This is a genomic window from Fimbriimonadaceae bacterium, from assembly GCA_019638775.1.
In the GTDB taxonomy this organism is placed as follows: domain Bacteria; phylum Armatimonadota; class Fimbriimonadia; order Fimbriimonadales; family Fimbriimonadaceae; genus JAHBTD01.
Genome location: JAHBTD010000020.1, coordinates 1 through 15,811, shown reverse-complemented (window position 1 = coordinate 15,811; position 15,811 = coordinate 1). Strand labels below are relative to the sequence as shown.

Genomic DNA, 15,811 nt, shown 5'->3' with positions numbered 1-15,811 from the left:
CAGGCCACGAACCAGGTGCTCGAGAGCCGCCTGCTGTTTCCCGCCCGTGCCACGTTTGCCTCGACGACGCCGCTGGGGACACCGCTCGTGGTGGCCTCGGCGACGGTGCCCACGACCACACCGGTGGCGGATGGCACGCTGTACTATCACCAGGACGGCCTCGGTACGGTGACAGAACTCACCGATATCAACGGCAGCGTCGCCAAAGCATATGCGTATGATGCGTACGGGAATATTCTGGAGTCACCGGGTACGGTGGAGCAGCCCTATACGTATACGGGCAGGGAGTTCGATCAGGAAACGGGTCTCTACTACTACCGGGCTAGATATTATGATGCGGCGACGGGGCGTTTCCTGCAGAACGATCCGATAGGTTTCAGAGGAGGGGATGTTAACCTTTACCGGTATGTTTCGAACAACCCTATCTATTTCAGCGATCCAGTAGGTTTGCAAAATACAGCTGTGTTCCCTGGGACTGCAGCTGGTTCAGCGGCTCAGGGGACAAGCGCTGGTGTGAAAGGAGCTTTACAAGGCATCGGGCTAGGTCTTGGAACTGTAGCTGGTGCAATAACTGGAGTAACTATATTTCCCGACTCCGCTGGCGAGGGATCCGACATAATTCCTCTTCCTGATACCTATCCCGATACTCTGCTTCCTGAAGACGATACTGTACCAGATATTCTTCTACCCCCTTATATAGACATCGATACGGAGATTGCATGCCCAGTTGACCCACTTCAGTACAGTCCGCATAAAAAGAAGAGGCCATCGACTTACGATAAGCATACTAAACCTCGACCTGGACGACCGACAGAGAAGAAGAAGCAACAACCAGGTTGGAAGCCATTCAACGACAATAAGCGGAGACCATAATCGTGCAACGATTGCTGGCAATTACTAAGGGAGCTGAACTTCAATGCTAGCGGGAATAACCCTTCTCTTTAAGTGTAGATCGAGGAGTGCGCTTTTAGGGATGTTGAATGATTATGTTGTTTCAGCGAGGTCCCTTAGGGACCTCAAGAAGCGCGCAGTAAATCTAGGCAAAAGAGAGTCCCATCGCATTGCTGTTGATACGAAAATGAGCTGCGAATATTTGGGGCTTTACGATACATATTATGTCTGTGGACCATTAAAGTCAGGAGCCCTACTTGGATATACGAGCACATGGGGAATCAAACAAAAGACACTTCTTCCGATGATGAACGAAATTCGAATCAGGAAGGCACTCTCGGGAAGCTCTAAGGGTGCTTACGTTATTGATGCCGTGTATGTTATCGGCTCTCAAAAGCCTCCAATCTTCAAGCGAAGAATAATTGAAGCAGCTCTGCTCGTTGAGCATGACGGCAAAAAAGATATTCTTGAAGTCGCAGGTCGACTAGCTAACTCCCCACATGTAAAGCGCAAGATAACGAGAGACTTGAGACGCCAGGTTTTACCTGAAGAGTTAGAGATCGCTGGTTTTTCGAGCATTCGCAGATGGGCGAGCCCTTCTGTAGGTTTAGGGAGGTGCTTTAAGTGTAATGTGAAACGCTATGCGAAAGAATTTATGATCAGCAGGCTTCTTCACGAGGAAAAGAAGCTGGTTTTCCCGAAACCCTTGAGGTAACCATGTGCGTTCTCCGTCTGATAGTGAATTGGGCTCCTCCTACGATCCCGCCAATCGGGAGACCGCAATTAGCCATTAGCTCACGACCACCAGCAGCCAGATCAACAGGGCCGACTATGTCTATAATCCCGTCGGCAATCGGACCAGTCTGACGGATCGACGGGGCGCGCAGACGTTTGGCTATGACCGGTTGGACCGACTCACCTCAGCCAGCTACCCCTTGCTACTCGATTCGCAAGCGTTTGCCTATGACGCGGTGGGGAATCGCACCACCGGTGGTGTTGTCGTGAACCCAGGGAATCAACTCACGGCGGATACTAACCATAGCTACCGATGGCGAAGACATTCTGCTGGAATATAATGGCAGCAACGTGCTGTAAGCACGCTATACCCACGGCCCTGGCATCGACGAGCCCTTGAGCCGGACGCCGATGGTGCCGGGCCTCGGCAGCGGGCAGACGGCTGTGCTGGCTTCCACCCCGGATGGCCTGCGGGGGCCGGTGGTGGATGATGGGATCAAGGTGAACGGCCAGGTGTCGGTGGGCTTTGTGTTCGTCTCGGGGATGCCGGCGCCGGCGATCGGGCAGCCGATTGATTCAACCGGCCTCGAACAGCCGATCGCGCCGATCGACGTCACCGCCGCCGCGGCCACTGGCACCCTTGCGGTGGACCTGATCGATACGGGGGGCATCGGCGGCAATGCTCCACTCTATCTGGTGACGCGCGACCAGGCCACGAACCAGGTGCTCGAAAGCCGCCTCCTGTTTCCCGCCCGTGCCACGTTTGCCTCGACGACGCCGCTGGGGACGCCGCTCGTGGTGGGCTCGGCGACGGTGCCCACGACCACACCGGTGGCGGATGGCACGCTGTACTATCATCAGGATGGCCTCGGTACGGTGACGGAACTCACCGATGTCAACGGCAGCGTGGCCAAAGCCTACGCGTATGATGCGTACGGGAATATTCTGGAGTCACCGGGTACGGTGGAGCAGCCCTATACGTATACGGGAAGAGAGTTGGATGCAGAGTCAGGGCTCTATTACTATCGGGCTAGATATTATGATGCACAGATTGGGAAATTCACTCAACGTGATCCTATTGGTCGTGTCGGAGGTAACAACTACTATGAGTATGCCCTTGGAAATCCGACATTGCACTTTGATCCATTTGGGTTAAAGGCACAGATTGTGATTTGGGCTCCGGTGGGAATTGGCACATCATCGTTTGGCCATGTGTCCACCAACATCAATGGCACAACCTATTCATTCGGGCCAAATGGGATGACGAACGAGCCCACTTCCGTATTTAATCAAAGGAACTCGTTCCGGAGTTCGCTGGGGTTGGATTTGACCCTCACAGCCGAACAGGAAAAGGCACTGGAAGAATGTCTCAAACGGGACCAACCCGACTATAACTTTCTGACGAACAACTGCGGTGCGCCAGTGCAGAGATGCCTGAATTGGATGGGTTACGACATTGGTAAAGTATTAACACCATCACAGCTTTACGAAAGTATGACTGGAGTTGGTCTCGTAGGCGGTACGATCTTTTATCCCGGAGCGGGTACCAAGCCTGCTCAAGCTAAATAGAGGTTTATGCTATGGCGATAAAAAGGTTGATCGGTCGGGGCATTTCGGTTGTTCTAGGGGTGATGATTCTCCATGTCTTCATGGGGTGCCAAGGTGAGGAGCTGGCCGAAATCGATGGTGATGTCAATGTGCTAGAGCATCCGTTGCCTCTAAGGTTTTCTGATCCCAAGACATATACTCATCCGCCAGATTCACTTCCCATCAATAAAGTGCTAGTTGTGCTCACGAAAGGGCAGATGGTTCCAGTCATGCGACGTATCTATGGGAAAGAGTTTCTGGCATATGAGATCCAATTGCCTGACAGTAGTAAAGGATATCTGTTCCATGGTGATGCCTTTCATCTTGTTGATTCGAGACGCGCTCCATAACTGCAACTGTTCGAGCCTGATATGGGCTACACCTATTATCCCGCCTCACAGGTCACCAGCATCCTGCTCAACTCACCGCGACCAGCAGCCAGATCAACAAGGCGGACTATGTCTACAACCCAGTCGGCAATCGAACGAGTCTGACGGATCGCCGAGGGTCGCAGACGTTTGGCTATGATCAATTGGATCGGCTGATCATTGCGAGCCATACGTGGCTGCCCGACGCTCAGGCACTTGTCTCTTAGGCAATCTCAGCTAGTGATGATGGCCTTCATCCACATGCTCACCATTTTAATCGTGCCCGATGGTCACCCTGTTCGTGACTCTTGATTCCACGACGTACGCGCCCTATCAGGGTCAGTCATTCTTTAGAAAAGTCCAGCTAAGGAATCCTCAAGTTTGTCACTGAGTACCTTGCTGGCTTCCGGAACGGACAGCCACATCTTTTGGTCAGACGCCACGATTCTCGCTTGGTGGAAGCGGCGAGTGCCTTTTCGGATTTCGCTGATCTGTTGGGTGACCTGTCCAGCTTGAGGCGGGGAGACACTTTGTTGATTCAGAAAGCCAAAAGCTCCAGGTTGTGACTGTGGTGTGCCTGGCCCTGGCATACTATTGGTCGTGACAGATTGTTGAATTTCTTCCTTGGTGCGCTCCTGTACCATCGCGTCGACCACGCAGGCGACGATAGAGTCCTCTGAGAATTTGCTCGCGGCAAATCCCCCAACCGCTCCTACCGCTCCGAGAATTGGAATCTGGCTAAGCGACGCCCCGCTGAGTGCTGCGGCCGAGCCAGCTGCGACTCCGATGGCCCCACCGAACCCGCCGGCGATCAAGGCATCGACGGTTTGCCCGGGCTTTAATTTATTGCAGAGTACTACCTGGCTCTGGAGGATGTACTGAGCTTTGTCGGGATTATCAACGATTGCATATCCCTTTGCTCTGATCTTGTTCGGGAGTTCAGCAAAGTTGATATTGGGGTTGTCGCTGGTGTTGCGATTTTGGAGATAGATTGTCTTCTCTTCCGACGGGGTGAGAAAGATGGCGTTACTGCTTGTGAGATTCACCTCATGACTTAGCGTCATGTGGCCAGCACACCCAACGATCGATCCTGTGGCGATAACGACACTAAGGCTGGCGAGAATTCTGCCGACTGAACAGTGGGTGCGACGGTTAATACGTGACATGCCTTCCTCCTGGGTATGTGAACGAGTGTGAACCGCTTCTGCTATGTATTACTGGATGGCAGTGGATGGTCCTTGGCGATACCCGTTTGCGTCGTCGTCACAGAGTGGATGAGACCGAACTAGTTGCCATGTGCCAATTTGAAACAATCAGACCGAAAGGAGTGTGTGTATGGAAAAAACCATGCGCAGGAAAGCTGGGTATTGAGTCACAGAACGTGTTTTTGTCATACTGCCGCCTGTGCTTGGGACGAGTAGTCGTAATACGTGTAATGTGCATAGAGTTGGCGTGACGTCCACGAGCGATTCTCTGACGGCAGAGTGAATCGGAGAGCGGCCTACTGAGTTGTGAGTTGGTGAGAGGGAGTTGGAGGGTAGTATGTCGTTGAGCGTCAAAGGCCAAGAATCGACGTTTGATCTCCGAGAGCTCTCCCTCGGTGATGCGTGTCGTTTAGGCTCGTGGGTACGAGATTTAGAGACAGTTGGAAAATCTTCCGAGGAGGTCTGTCAACTCATTGCGATGTCTCTGGCCCGGTCTTTCTGTTCCCAGGAGAGTCGTCAGTCTCAATTGTCTCTCGTCGAGGTCTTTCACACTCGTAATCTTGGTGATCTCCCAGCGCGCTACCAAGACCGATGGGTGTCTTCGGTTGATGGGGACCACGCCCCCGCTCAAACGCGAGTCCTTGCATTGATGGGCGTGGCCGGAGATTCTGCGGAGTGGACGATCGACAGACCTCCGTTCGGACTACATTGTGTCCCCATTCAAACGAAGTTCAGTTCCCAGGAAACTGCGTGGTACACGCAATCGTGGGAGGATTTGGGGCTGAGCAGTCCGGTGAATAATTTTGAGAAGAGTCTTACTGTCGCTAATTCACACAATCAATTGTTTGGAATCCTGGTGCATGAGATCCCACGCTCTTATAACCTCGCCGAAAGCAGAGCAGACTTTCTGCGGAGGCACGGAGTGAAACAGGTTATTTGCCTGGGTGGGCTGCTGCCTTCTGGAGGGAGCTACTGTGTCTTCCTCTACTCGAGGGTGACAGTCGATTCTAGGATCAGATCGTTGTTGCAAGTGTTATCAGGCAATATTTGTCTGGCGTGTTCTACTGGGGACGAGCAGTATTGGAGTGCTAAGGCTAAGAGTGGTGAAGGGAAGCCGTACTCCAGAGAGGTTGGATTCGCATTTGCTGAAGAGACTTATCGCCGGCTCTTGAAGCTGAATGAGTCGCTCGTGGTCGATCAGGAGAAGAAGTATTTCGAGGATGTCCAAGAGTTACACCAGACTGACCTCAAGATGCGACGGATTGCGGATGCTGTGCCCGGTGCGGTGTATCAATATGTTATTACGCGGGATGGATGTCAGCGGTTTAGCTATATCAGTCGTGGAGCCATGGATATGGTGGGGTATCCATCAGACGTCATTGTGTCAGATTATAGTGCGGTCTGGAAATTGGTCCTACCAGAAGATATGCCGGGGATCATGGCATCCATTGAAAACGCAATCCGCAGTGGATCGCGGTGGGCGCATGAGTTTAGGTTACGACTCCCCGATGGTCGCGTGAAATGGTTGCGTGGGGATTCTCTGCCTGAGAGGCCTACGGTAGACGGAACAGTACTGTTTCACGGTTTGTTAACCGATGTGACTGAGCGACGGTTGGCTGAAGCCAAGCTGAGGTTTACGCAGTTTGCGACGGACCATGCGGCTGATGCCATTCTTTGGGCTGGGCCTGATCGTCGCATCATGTATGTGAATGTACGGGCAACCGAGTTGTTGGGCTATTCACGCGAAGAACTCTTGAATTTGTCGATGCCGGATATTGCTCCTTTACAGAGCCGAATCGACATTCTTAACGATCTGACGCGGCTGAAACAGGGCGAAGTAGTACAGTATGCGACTACATTCCGAAGAAAGTCTGGAACGGTCTTTCCCATCGAAGTGTCGATGCGCTACTTGGAGCATGATGGGGAAGGGTATGTGTGTGCCATCGTGCGAGACGTGTCAGAGCGAAAGCGTGCCGAAAGTGTTATTCAGGAGGGAGCTGAGGCCCTGCGTCGCAGCCAAGAAGCGTTGAGGGCCCTCCATTCACAGTTGCTGACCGCGCAAGAGGACGAACGACGCAGGGTTGCCAGGGAGTTGCATGATGATCTGGGATCACGATTGGGAAGTGTGATTTTGAGGGCCGAAGGGAAATTGGTGTTGTTGGAGAACAAGAGCCCTGAGGCGGCGGTCATCAAAAATGTCACTGACGAGCTACGGGGAATCAGTGATCGGGTGCGAACGATTGCGCACGAGTTGCACCCATCGATCTTGGATAATCTTGGGCTCTCGGTGGCGCTCAAGAAAATGTTGAAGGAGTATGGCAGTTGGTCGGGGATGAAGATCGTCAGTAATATATCGATGGAGTTTACTGAGGCCTTGGATCGGGAGGTCGCGACCTGTCTGTATCGGATTGCTCAGGAAGCCTTGATGAACGTGAAGAAACACGCTGGTGCGCAACAGGTCATGGTATCCTTGGCTCGAGAAGAGGGTTGGGTGCAACTGAGTGTGAAAGATGATGGAATGGGGTTCAGTCCAGAGACAGAATCGCGTCGAACCAAGGGACTAGGGATTGTCGCGATGGAAGAGCGCATCCACATGGTGGCAGGGGAATTGGCGGTTCAGTCAGGGAAAGGGCGAGGAGCTGTCGTAGTGGCTCGGGCACCTTATAGGGAGCGTGAAGCATGACGACCAGTGTGAATTCTCCGATCAACTCTCCGGTAAAAACGATTAGCGTGGTCTTTGCTGACGACCATGCGTTGGTCGCGGATGGGATGACTACCATTTTACATGGAGTTAACCATAAGCAGCGTGACTATGAATTCGCCGTGGTGGGCCAAGCCTCTTCAGGCCGTGGATTGCTCGAACTTGTGAAGCGGGTTCCTGCGGATTTGGCATTTGTCGATATCTCGATGCCGGATATGTCTGGCCTTGATGCAGTTCCGAAGGTTCGAGAAATCAGGCCTGACATTAAGATCATCGTCGTGACCATGCACAAAGAACCTGAATACATGACTCGAGCGTTATCTGTGGGGGCGAATGGGTATCTGATGAAGAGTTGCAGTGCTCAGGAGTTCTGCCATGCGATCGATGAAGTGATGAGAGGCAACGCGTATGTGACGAGCCTGCTTGGTAGTCGTCCGACAGGGGCTCTGCCTGGTTCTGATGACGAAGAGGATCAACTCGCCTCCTTGGGGATGTCGCAGCGGCAGCGTGAAGTCGTGACGTTGCTGGCGTCAGGCAAGACGATCAAAGAGACTGCGTTTCAATTGGGTCTGAGTCGAAAGACCGTTGAACACCACAAGGCAATGTTCAGGGAGAAATTTGGCATTGAGACAGATGCCGACCTAACCAAGTTCGCGATCAAGCATGGTCTGACCGGGACCGATTGGATTCAGAAGTAACTACCTGGCTTTGCTTTCGGGCTTGGGTGGTGGCGCTTCGCAGTCGATGATGAGGTGCTGGCCGAAGCTCTCACCCGGGGTGAGGTCCCATCCCTGGATTACGGGTGTAAACCTCTCTATTGTCCTCTCCGTTGTTCCTTCCTCCCGTTCATTTGCTCTGTCTGTGACTTCGACGATCGGTTCGAGATCGACGCGTGTCTTTGTTGTGGTGCCCTTGATTGCCCAGCGCTTGTTGTGCTGTTCAAGCATGGTGTTATTGACGAGACCGCTGGCAACATATCCAAGGCCGATCGGCCTTTAGGCTTGGAGTCTGGGACTACTCTCTAGGCGCAAATCTGGCATGTCGGTACGGGCGATGGCCAGCTGTGGGGGTCGTTACTGTCTAGATGAGAATATGAAGCTTGGGAGTCCTGATCTCTATGGCAAGTGGTCCCAATCCACTGACGTCCTGCGGCTGCGGTCGTGTTGAAGGTGGCCAGCAGGTCCTCTCGTTTCCATTTGAGATGCACGGTTCCCTTTTTGAAATAGCGTATACGAAAAAAGGTACTCTCACAGGGGTGGGGGTGCACCCCATGATTGTGAAATGAGCGTTCCAGCGCGTCTCGCACCGTGACAATCTCTTCGAATGATTGTCCATCTAGCACGGCGAGGACGCGATCCAGATCGGAGTAAATCTCGCCGGCGTCACGGGCAGACCAGAGATCGAATCGTCCGATCCAAAATCGACAGCCGTATGGAAACACAAGCCGGCAATTGACCTTGTACGAGTCGTTGCTCTTCCAGCCCGCCTTGCCGTCCCCGCTCCCGATGTCTCCGGTGGTGTTGCCCTTGTAGTGTCGTGTGAGCGCGAGGAACACATTCCATACCGATTTCTCAAACAAGCGTTTGCGCTGTTGGAATATATTGGAGAGGGTGCCTTTGATGTTCTGTGTGGTAAAGGGCACGGTGCTATCGCGTTCAAGGTCTTGTAAGAGTTCTTCTGTCTGTTTCGTATCTAGCCACTTCCGGAAGTCCATTTGTTCAAAGACGTGCATCCAGGCGCTTCGGCGAAGGGCCCGTGCGAATTCGGCGCGCGCGGCGGTGGTGTTGGTTTGGGCCAAGCCAAGGATCTTTTTAAGATCGGACTCGTCTCGCGTCGATCGGCTCGGGCGAAGCTCCGTGCCGAGTGCGCCCATAAAGAGACTGGCTTTGCGGATGTGGGCGAAGGCCTTAAACATCTCTTCTAGGGATTGTGTGTAGTAGTGCTGCATATTTCCAAGGGTATCGCGAAGCGCGGGGATCGCTTCAGGTGTGCCGATGTCATCGTTAACAGATTGTTCGCGGTCGGCCGAATGCCAAAGATGGATGCGATCATCTTCCGTAGTCTTCTTAAGGTAGACGAGGGCGACCTGAGTATCGGTGGGCCGTTCCGCCGTGAGGAAGCAGGGGCCAAGAGGTTCGACCGAGCCATGTGCAGCAATAATCGCGGCCAGCCGTTGACGGTCTTCCGTGTAAGGATTATCGATGGTCTCTTGATTCAGGAGGCAGACGATTTCGCCGTTGTGCAGAAAATCCCAAGCGCGGAGAAGATGGAGGGCACCTTTGCTGAAGGGAGGATTCATCACAATGGCGTCGTAATAGGAGACGCCGTCGTAGGTCAACCAATCGTATCCGACGACGGTTAGCTCCTCATGGGCTTGGAGGATCTTCAAGAGATCTGGGTGGAGTTCGATCACGTCGACGCGATGGCGTGAACCGTGATCGTAGGGAGACCGAGTCCGACCGAATCCCAATATGGCTTTAGCGAGATCGCCTTTGCCGGCACTCGGCTCAAGAAAATGGACAGCATTGCGATCAATTTTCTGAAGCATTTTCGCTGCGACGGCCCCGGGCGTGGGGTAGAAATCTTCGCTGAACATACCGCTCCTTTTCGACAGACGCAGGCAACTGTGACTTGAATAGGTTGACGCTGTTGGGGATTCCGGAGTGCGGCCCTATCTAGGGCTTCATCGACACAGTGTCTACCAGGTAGGTCACGCCGTGGTCATTCAGCTCCTGTGGTCGTAGTAGTGGGTGTCATACCGTGAGTGTGACGGGGTGTCCGAGGTCACGGACGAGGCCATGGAATGTGACGCGGCTGCGCTAGCACGCTGGTGCATGGTGGAGGCCCGTTTTTGCCAAATCGAGCAGCGACACTCGCTGCGGATGCTTCAGCCAAAGCTTGTGAAGATCCTTTACGTTGGCGTTGTGATGGAGTAGCACTTCCATAACGTGATAGCCCATGTAAGTCAGCAGCGAGACCAGTTCTTTCTGGACGTGTGGCCCCTTCTTTCGTGAGCTGTTCTGAGGCGCATTTCCCACGGCGATACAGCTTGCGTCGTTATCTAACGCGACATAGATGATTCGTGAGGGGAGCCGTTTGAGATATTCCTGGAGGCGCTCAACCGTATTCAGCCCATTCAGGGCACAGAGGGTAAACGAGGGTCCGAATAGCTCATCGCCTGCAAGGCAATCCACGATGCTTTCCGTGATCAGAATTGGCGCGTTCCCGCGTTTAAGGATCCAGGGGCCCTTGAGGCCGCGGGCGACCCGCATCAGGGCAGGTGGGGCCTCGCCCAAGGCTCGTGCCATCAGCCCTTGCATGAAATGGATGTTGGGTGTGGGAAGCGGGAAGGCTACGTATGGGATGCCGTCGTCGCCTAGCCGCATCCATACAGCGCCAAGATGCTGGTTGTAGGGGAGCGCCAATTTATGGAAATACGACCGGAGCTCTTCCTCACGTTCCGGGGTCATGTTGGCTTGGGCGGCATAGTAGAGCTTCTTGGCGTGAGCAATACGCTCTTTGTCGGTTGGGGGGGCCGTGGAGGGGTTGCTCGGGGCCACCATACTCCTGACGGTGTTGTGCAGAATCCGGTGCAGGGCTTCTGCGAACGGCACATGGTCGAGGAGTTGGACGAGGTCGATGAGGTCTCCGTGCTGTTTGCACCCCTCATGTTCGTTGCGCCCGAAGTCATACCACACCCAGGTGCCATCCGGTCGCTGCGAGACAGAGAACGAAGGATTTCTATCCTCACGATAAGGGGCGTGAAAATCTGCATGGTGCGGCCTTCTCGACACCGGTTTGTGGCCCCGAGCGATGAGAAACTCAATGAGGTTGATACTGCGGGCGTGGGCGATGGCGTCTGGAGAAATGGACATGTGCGTTATCAGTACCGAGAAAGAGGGTGTGTCGCGATGAGGGGGCTAGTTCGTAAGGTTATGCCGCTTCGTCGAAGCTGTAGAGGCGTATCGGCTTCTTGATGAGGAGGGAGTCCAGTTGGGCCTTAATCGTACCCATCCCGTTTTGCACGACGTTAGCGATCGATTGATCACTGCGGAGCAATTGCGAGTCTACTCCACTCAGCACGTTTTTGGCGGTTGTGACGAGTTGAGCGAGCTCGATATCATTACCCAAATTGCGCGCGTCGAAGGTGTTCAGGAATTCCAGGAGATTGGTGAGCGTGCTGCTCTTGAAGGTCTTGGACTTGCCAGATTCACTCGGACTTAACCGATCGACCAGGTGGTTAACGAGCGAGCGCATGGCTTCTCGGAGGTAGGTATTTACGTCTTCGAGCATATTGTTCACCTTTTCCATTGACCGGCGTTCTTCTCGTTTAAGCATCGTGGCACTGATAGTCTCTAGGGTGCCGGGAAGATCAAACGTAATATAGGAGTAGGTGAGTCCGAACGCCGCCCGCACAGTGTCTGGATCGGGGTAATCTCTGGTGCGATAGGCCGCCTTGAGGCGAGACTCCTCTTCCACAATACGTTTATCGTATTGTGCGAGAAAGACATCAACGAGCTGTCGTAGCTCGTCTTCTGCGTTTGCAATAATGGCGTCGACCTCTGAGGCGAGCGAGACAGGAATGAGGTACATGCCTGAACGAAGGCCGGCCGGCAGAGTCAACTTCTCCAATTTGGTGCGGACGCGTGAGTACAGTCTCGTAATGGCCAGGTATTCCGGACAGGACAGAATAGATTTAGTCACACGGACACGACTGGGTTCCGTATCAATGGAGAGCACCGAGGCGCTGTCCATCCGTCGGTGAATGCCGAGTTTGCGATACGTGAGCATGAGGCAGAATGCGTTGGACCACAGTGAACTAAATGCCGATTGAGCATTGAGCATGATGACCTCGCTTAGTGGTGAAGATGTTCGTCGGCCTGATGATGGTGGTGATTGTGTGTTGAGCGCCGACTGCTTTGGAGTGAGCCGCCTGAGAGTGTGATGATCTGTTGTATAACGTCTTCTGCAGTGGCGTGGTTGGCTAGGCTGATCTCGTCGGTAATCAGTTTGATGGTTCCATCTGTTTCAATCTTGATGCGTATGCTGTCGGTCTGCATGGAAAGGTCACTCCAGCCGGGTTAGGAGAAACGAGTGAGCAGTAATTCTTGTTCTGCCCCCTCAACGCGTTCTAACGTCCACCCGAATTGTTCAGCGGCCGTCTGAATGATGGTTTGTGCATAGGCTTGCTTGAGCTCCAGAATCAGGGCTTCGTGTCGCTGGTCCAGGGTGGCTCTTCCTTTCGAAATGGAGACTTGCTGATTTTGTGGAGTGGTGAAGACCAGGACGTCGTCTTTGAGGGTGTGTTCCCACCCGAGAGAAGATCCCGCGGAGATGAGGAGGGGGACATCGGCCATATTCAACTCCACCGAGACTCTTTGTTCGAGATAGCAGGGCATGGCGTGTTCCTTTTCTCTAGGCGACAGCGCTGGCTTATTGCGCCAGGGTAATGGTGCGAGGACGTGTGTGATGCGGCGTGTCTCGGTTCTGGTCAAAAACGCCCTCACGGTTCGCACTCAGATAAGTCTGATGCGCCTGTGCTTCGAGTGCCTTGATGCTTTCCTTTGCACTGATGGCCGTGGGAACGATGTACTTGGCTGCCTCGGACAGTGGCATTGAGAGTTCCCAACTGAGCCGAGCGCAGCGCTCGATTTCTGCGCCTGTCCAGTTGTGATCATTCGGTCGGTCTGTGTCGGCGGCGAGACCGAACTTGGCGAAGTAGATGTTCCAGATCGCCTCGCGCTCATCCTGACTGGGGAGATCCACATACCAGGTGCCATAGCCGAACCGACGGATGAGTTCGGGTGGTAGCTGACTGATGTTGTTGGACGTGGCGATAAAGCAGGCTTTGTCCTGAGAGATAGCTGAGATGACATTCAGCGCTTGCCGCATCTGTTGTTCACTTGAGCCTACCAGTGAGGACTTGAGACCAGAGATGTCTAAGGCGATGGTGGGGATGTTCGCCTCGGCTCCCGTGGCTTTCGCAATGGCACTCTTCGAGGTGCCGTTGGGGCCGACGAGGAGTAAACCTGAGGCCTGGTGGTCCTGCATGTAGCTCAGAAGAATGCCGAGTAAAGCCTGAGAGACGCCTGATGTATCTGAGGCTTGTCCAGTGGATCCGGAGAGGCTTTTTTCAATCTCGTCTAGCCAGACGATGCAGCGGGGAGCGCGTTTGGAGACCAAAACCTGTTTGAGGAAGTGTTTGATGGTAGCGACTCCCCCGATTTGCGCGTAGCTGCTCCCTCCTCGCCAGACGCTGAGTCCTGGTGTCGCATCGATGATCTGTCGCTTGCGTTCCCACAATTTGTCCACGTTAAGTCCGCTCGCTTGCATGGACCGAGCGACTTCCTGTTCGGCGGTGAAGGCCCCAAGGCCAAGCGTGGCATCGACGGCCTTGGCCAATGTGGCAGGATCGGGTAATGGCAGCGATGCTGCTGAGAGCTGCTCTTTGACAATGGATTCCAGCTGTGTGGCCGTCGGGAGCGGCTCGTTTAGGAGCACCACGTCATTGGCGAGCTCCGGTGGCAGTTTAAATCCGATACCCAGGAGGACGATCGTACTTCCGTTCGTCTTGTAGAGGTCGCGGCAATTCCAGAGGCCTTGAATGAAGAAATCGTTTGAGAGGTAGCGGTGTCCGTTCAGGATGAATGTCAGTGTCCGTTGCGGCACCTTTTCGAGGACGCGGAGGGCTTCTGCAGGGTTGATGGTCGTATTTTGTTTGGAGGGCCCGACATTTTGGGTATGCCAGTTCTTACCCTCCTCATTGAGCGGGATCAGGCCATGCCCAATATCCCATTTTAGTATTGGGAAAGCATGGAGGCCGAATTCGTTGTCGGTATCAGCTTGGGAGGCGCTTGCGACATTGACCAATGACCAGGCAAGGGCTCGCATGGTGGCGGCTGGGTCCAGTGAGTTGACGGCAATAAGCGGCACACTGACGTTTCTGGCAGTACGAAAATCGATGGCCAGCGGGTATTGTTCTGACATGTGGATCCTTTTGGGTTCGGAGGGTAAGAGGTCGTGATCCATGAAATGGTGTTAGAGGCACGCTGGTGGCGCGGTCGTTTCTGGGGTAGGTATTAGCTGGTGATTGGGGTGTCCATGAGGGAACGAATGCGTTTGCCGGTCTCGATAAACGAGGCATGGTTGTCTGTCCGGTAGTCGCGATCACACTTATCGAGTAGTGTCATGATGATGGGGAAGCGGGGGTCTTCGGAATTGAGCGAGGCGGTCAACTGAGCAAGGCGTTTGAACCGTTGGAGCCAGATGTTGTGTGGAGGGGTGGGCAGTGGGACTGACATAGACACTCCGTGTGATCTGAGTAAAGGGACTGTCTTAGCTAGGTTCAGCTGCAACCCGTGGAGCTCCCGCATGTTGAGCATGTTCGACACGTGCCCCGTCGGACGAGAGTGAATCGATGACACTCTGGGCACGGGTCGCCCTCGTAGCCTTTGATTCGGGCTTCTTCAATGTCGTTTGTTGGGTGCGAGGCCATGGTGTTGAGCGATGAAGATTCTTGCCGTGTTTGGTGGTTTGTGGATTTGGCATAGGGTTTGACGGAGTCTCCCCGGAGGTCGTCATGAGTAACCTGGACATGAGCGAGGTCCTGTCTGTCGAGGTAGTTGATCGCCAGATCACGCATGATGTAGTCGAGGATGGACGAGGCCATCTTGATTTGATCGTGTCCCGATACCGGTCCGTTAGGTTCGAAGCGCATCAACGTGAAGGATTCAACGAATTCTTCGAGCGGAACGCCGTATTGCAGTCCTAAGGATATCGCGATTGCAAAGCAGTTCATGAGACTACGAAATGCGGCACCTTCTTTGTGCATGTCCAGGAAGATTTCCCCCAGAGTTCCGTCTTCATACTCTCCTGTCCTGATATAGAGCTTGTGCCCGCCTATCGTGGCTTTCTGGGTATAGCCTGTCCGGCGATTCGGCAGGTTCCGATGTGTTCCTCTGGCCGTTACGAGCTGGCGCGGCTCGGGGGTGAGGGCGTGTCTATCGGCATCTTGGTTATCTCTGGGCTGGGCCAACATTTTTGTCGTGATCTCCATGGCTCTCCGGGTTGTTCTGATTTCGACTTAGTCGATATCTTTGTATTACCGATGTCTAAATGAGTGAGGGTGTGGGCGGCAGAAGGAGCTTGGATATGACCTACTCCTGTGTATGGCTGAGACAATGGTCTGGTAATACACGATGAGAAGGGGGGAGCCATGTCGGAACAAGGCATTGAGGAATTGAGGATCCGTAATCGAGCAGGGCAGCGAGATCCCATTGTGGACGGGAAGGTCTTGGTGGGATATGGCGCATGTTTGCAGGACC

Annotated in this window: 18 protein-coding genes; 8 read left to right on the top strand and 10 right to left on the bottom strand. The window is 53.8% G+C overall.

Annotation, left to right across the window (positions count from 1 at the left end; genetic code table 11):
• From KF784_17820 to KF784_17795, 6 genes are all read left to right on the top strand, one after another.
• A partial coding sequence (locus KF784_17820) for a hypothetical protein (protein ID MBX3120919.1) occupies positions 1 to 873 on the top strand: 873 nt, incomplete at its 5' end.
• Between the two features lie 100 nt (positions 874 to 973).
• Positions 974 to 1,606 (top strand): hypothetical protein, encoded by a 633-nt coding sequence (locus KF784_17815; protein ID MBX3120918.1) that lies wholly within the window; start codon positions 974 to 976, stop codon positions 1,604 to 1,606.
• 100 nt (positions 1,607 to 1,706) lie between these two features.
• Positions 1,707 to 1,967 carry an RHS repeat protein gene (locus tag KF784_17810; GenBank protein MBX3120917.1) on the top strand — a complete coding sequence of 87 codons (261 nt, stop codon included), beginning with the start codon at positions 1,707 to 1,709 and terminating at the stop codon, positions 1,965 to 1,967.
• Positions 1,968 to 2,037: 70 nt separating this feature from the next.
• On the top strand, positions 2,038 to 3,195 hold the full coding sequence (locus KF784_17805) for a hypothetical protein (protein MBX3120916.1): 1,158 nt from the start codon (positions 2,038 to 2,040) through the stop codon (positions 3,193 to 3,195).
• Between the two features lie 11 nt (positions 3,196 to 3,206).
• Positions 3,207 to 3,563, top strand: coding sequence for a hypothetical protein (locus KF784_17800; protein ID MBX3120915.1), 357 nt, complete (start codon positions 3,207 to 3,209; stop codon positions 3,561 to 3,563).
• Positions 3,564 to 3,655: 92 nt separating this feature from the next.
• Positions 3,656 to 3,808, top strand: a complete 153-nt coding sequence (locus KF784_17795; GenBank protein MBX3120914.1) for a hypothetical protein — start codon at positions 3,656 to 3,658, stop codon at positions 3,806 to 3,808.
• 123 nt (positions 3,809 to 3,931) lie between these two features.
• On the opposite strand, the gene KF784_17790 is transcribed toward KF784_17795, so the two are convergent.
• Positions 3,932 to 4,747 (bottom strand): hypothetical protein, encoded by an 816-nt coding sequence (locus tag KF784_17790; GenBank protein ID MBX3120913.1) that lies wholly within the window; start codon positions 4,745 to 4,747, stop codon positions 3,932 to 3,934.
• Between the two features lie 1,060 nt (positions 4,748 to 5,807).
• On the opposite strand from KF784_17790, the gene KF784_17785 reads away from it, so the two are divergent.
• Together KF784_17785 and KF784_17780 are read left to right on the top strand one after the other, a co-directional pair.
• Positions 5,808 to 7,469: a PAS domain S-box protein gene (locus KF784_17785; GenBank protein ID MBX3120912.1), complete on the top strand. Its 1,662-nt coding sequence runs from the start codon at positions 5,808 to 5,810 to the stop codon at positions 7,467 to 7,469.
• Entirely contained in the window at positions 7,466 to 8,185 is a 720-nt protein-coding gene (locus KF784_17780) for a response regulator transcription factor (protein MBX3120911.1), read from the top strand. The genes KF784_17785 and KF784_17780 overlap by 4 nt, the downstream gene beginning before the upstream one ends.
• Here KF784_17780 and KF784_17775 read toward each other — a convergent pair whose 3' ends face one another.
• From KF784_17775 to KF784_17735, 9 genes are all read right to left on the bottom strand, one after another.
• Complete coding sequence (locus KF784_17775; protein MBX3120910.1) at positions 8,186 to 8,434, bottom strand: hypothetical protein; 249 nt, start codon at positions 8,432 to 8,434, stop codon at positions 8,186 to 8,188. It lies immediately after the preceding gene.
• A 74-nt stretch (positions 8,435 to 8,508) separates the two neighbouring features.
• Positions 8,509 to 10,083: a DUF4942 domain-containing protein gene (locus KF784_17770; protein ID MBX3120909.1), complete on the bottom strand. Its 1,575-nt coding sequence runs from the start codon at positions 10,081 to 10,083 to the stop codon at positions 8,509 to 8,511.
• A 223-nt stretch (positions 10,084 to 10,306) separates the two neighbouring features.
• On the bottom strand, positions 10,307 to 11,362 hold the full coding sequence (locus KF784_17765) for a toprim domain-containing protein (protein MBX3120908.1): 1,056 nt from the start codon (positions 11,360 to 11,362) through the stop codon (positions 10,307 to 10,309).
• A 58-nt stretch (positions 11,363 to 11,420) separates the two neighbouring features.
• On the bottom strand, positions 11,421 to 12,332 hold the full coding sequence (locus KF784_17760; GenBank protein ID MBX3120907.1) for a hypothetical protein: 912 nt from the start codon (positions 12,330 to 12,332) through the stop codon (positions 11,421 to 11,423).
• Positions 12,333 to 12,343: 11 nt separating this feature from the next.
• Positions 12,344 to 12,547 (bottom strand): hypothetical protein, encoded by a 204-nt coding sequence (locus KF784_17755; GenBank protein ID MBX3120906.1) that lies wholly within the window; start codon positions 12,545 to 12,547, stop codon positions 12,344 to 12,346.
• A 21-nt stretch (positions 12,548 to 12,568) separates the two neighbouring features.
• On the bottom strand, positions 12,569 to 12,844 hold the full coding sequence (locus tag KF784_17750) for a hypothetical protein (GenBank protein ID MBX3120905.1): 276 nt from the start codon (positions 12,842 to 12,844) through the stop codon (positions 12,569 to 12,571).
• 76 nt (positions 12,845 to 12,920) lie between these two features.
• Positions 12,921 to 14,474, bottom strand: coding sequence for an AAA family ATPase (locus KF784_17745; GenBank protein MBX3120904.1), 1,554 nt, complete (start codon positions 14,472 to 14,474; stop codon positions 12,921 to 12,923).
• Positions 14,475 to 14,566: 92 nt separating this feature from the next.
• A complete protein-coding gene (locus KF784_17740; protein ID MBX3120903.1) occupies positions 14,567 to 14,788 on the bottom strand; it encodes a hypothetical protein in 222 nt (73 codons plus the stop codon).
• Between the two features lie 44 nt (positions 14,789 to 14,832).
• The gene (locus tag KF784_17735) at positions 14,833 to 15,543 is read right to left on the bottom strand and encodes a hypothetical protein (GenBank protein ID MBX3120902.1); all 711 of its coding nucleotides are present in this window, start codon (positions 15,541 to 15,543) and stop codon (positions 14,833 to 14,835) included.
• Between the last annotated feature and the right edge of the window lie 268 nt (positions 15,544 to 15,811).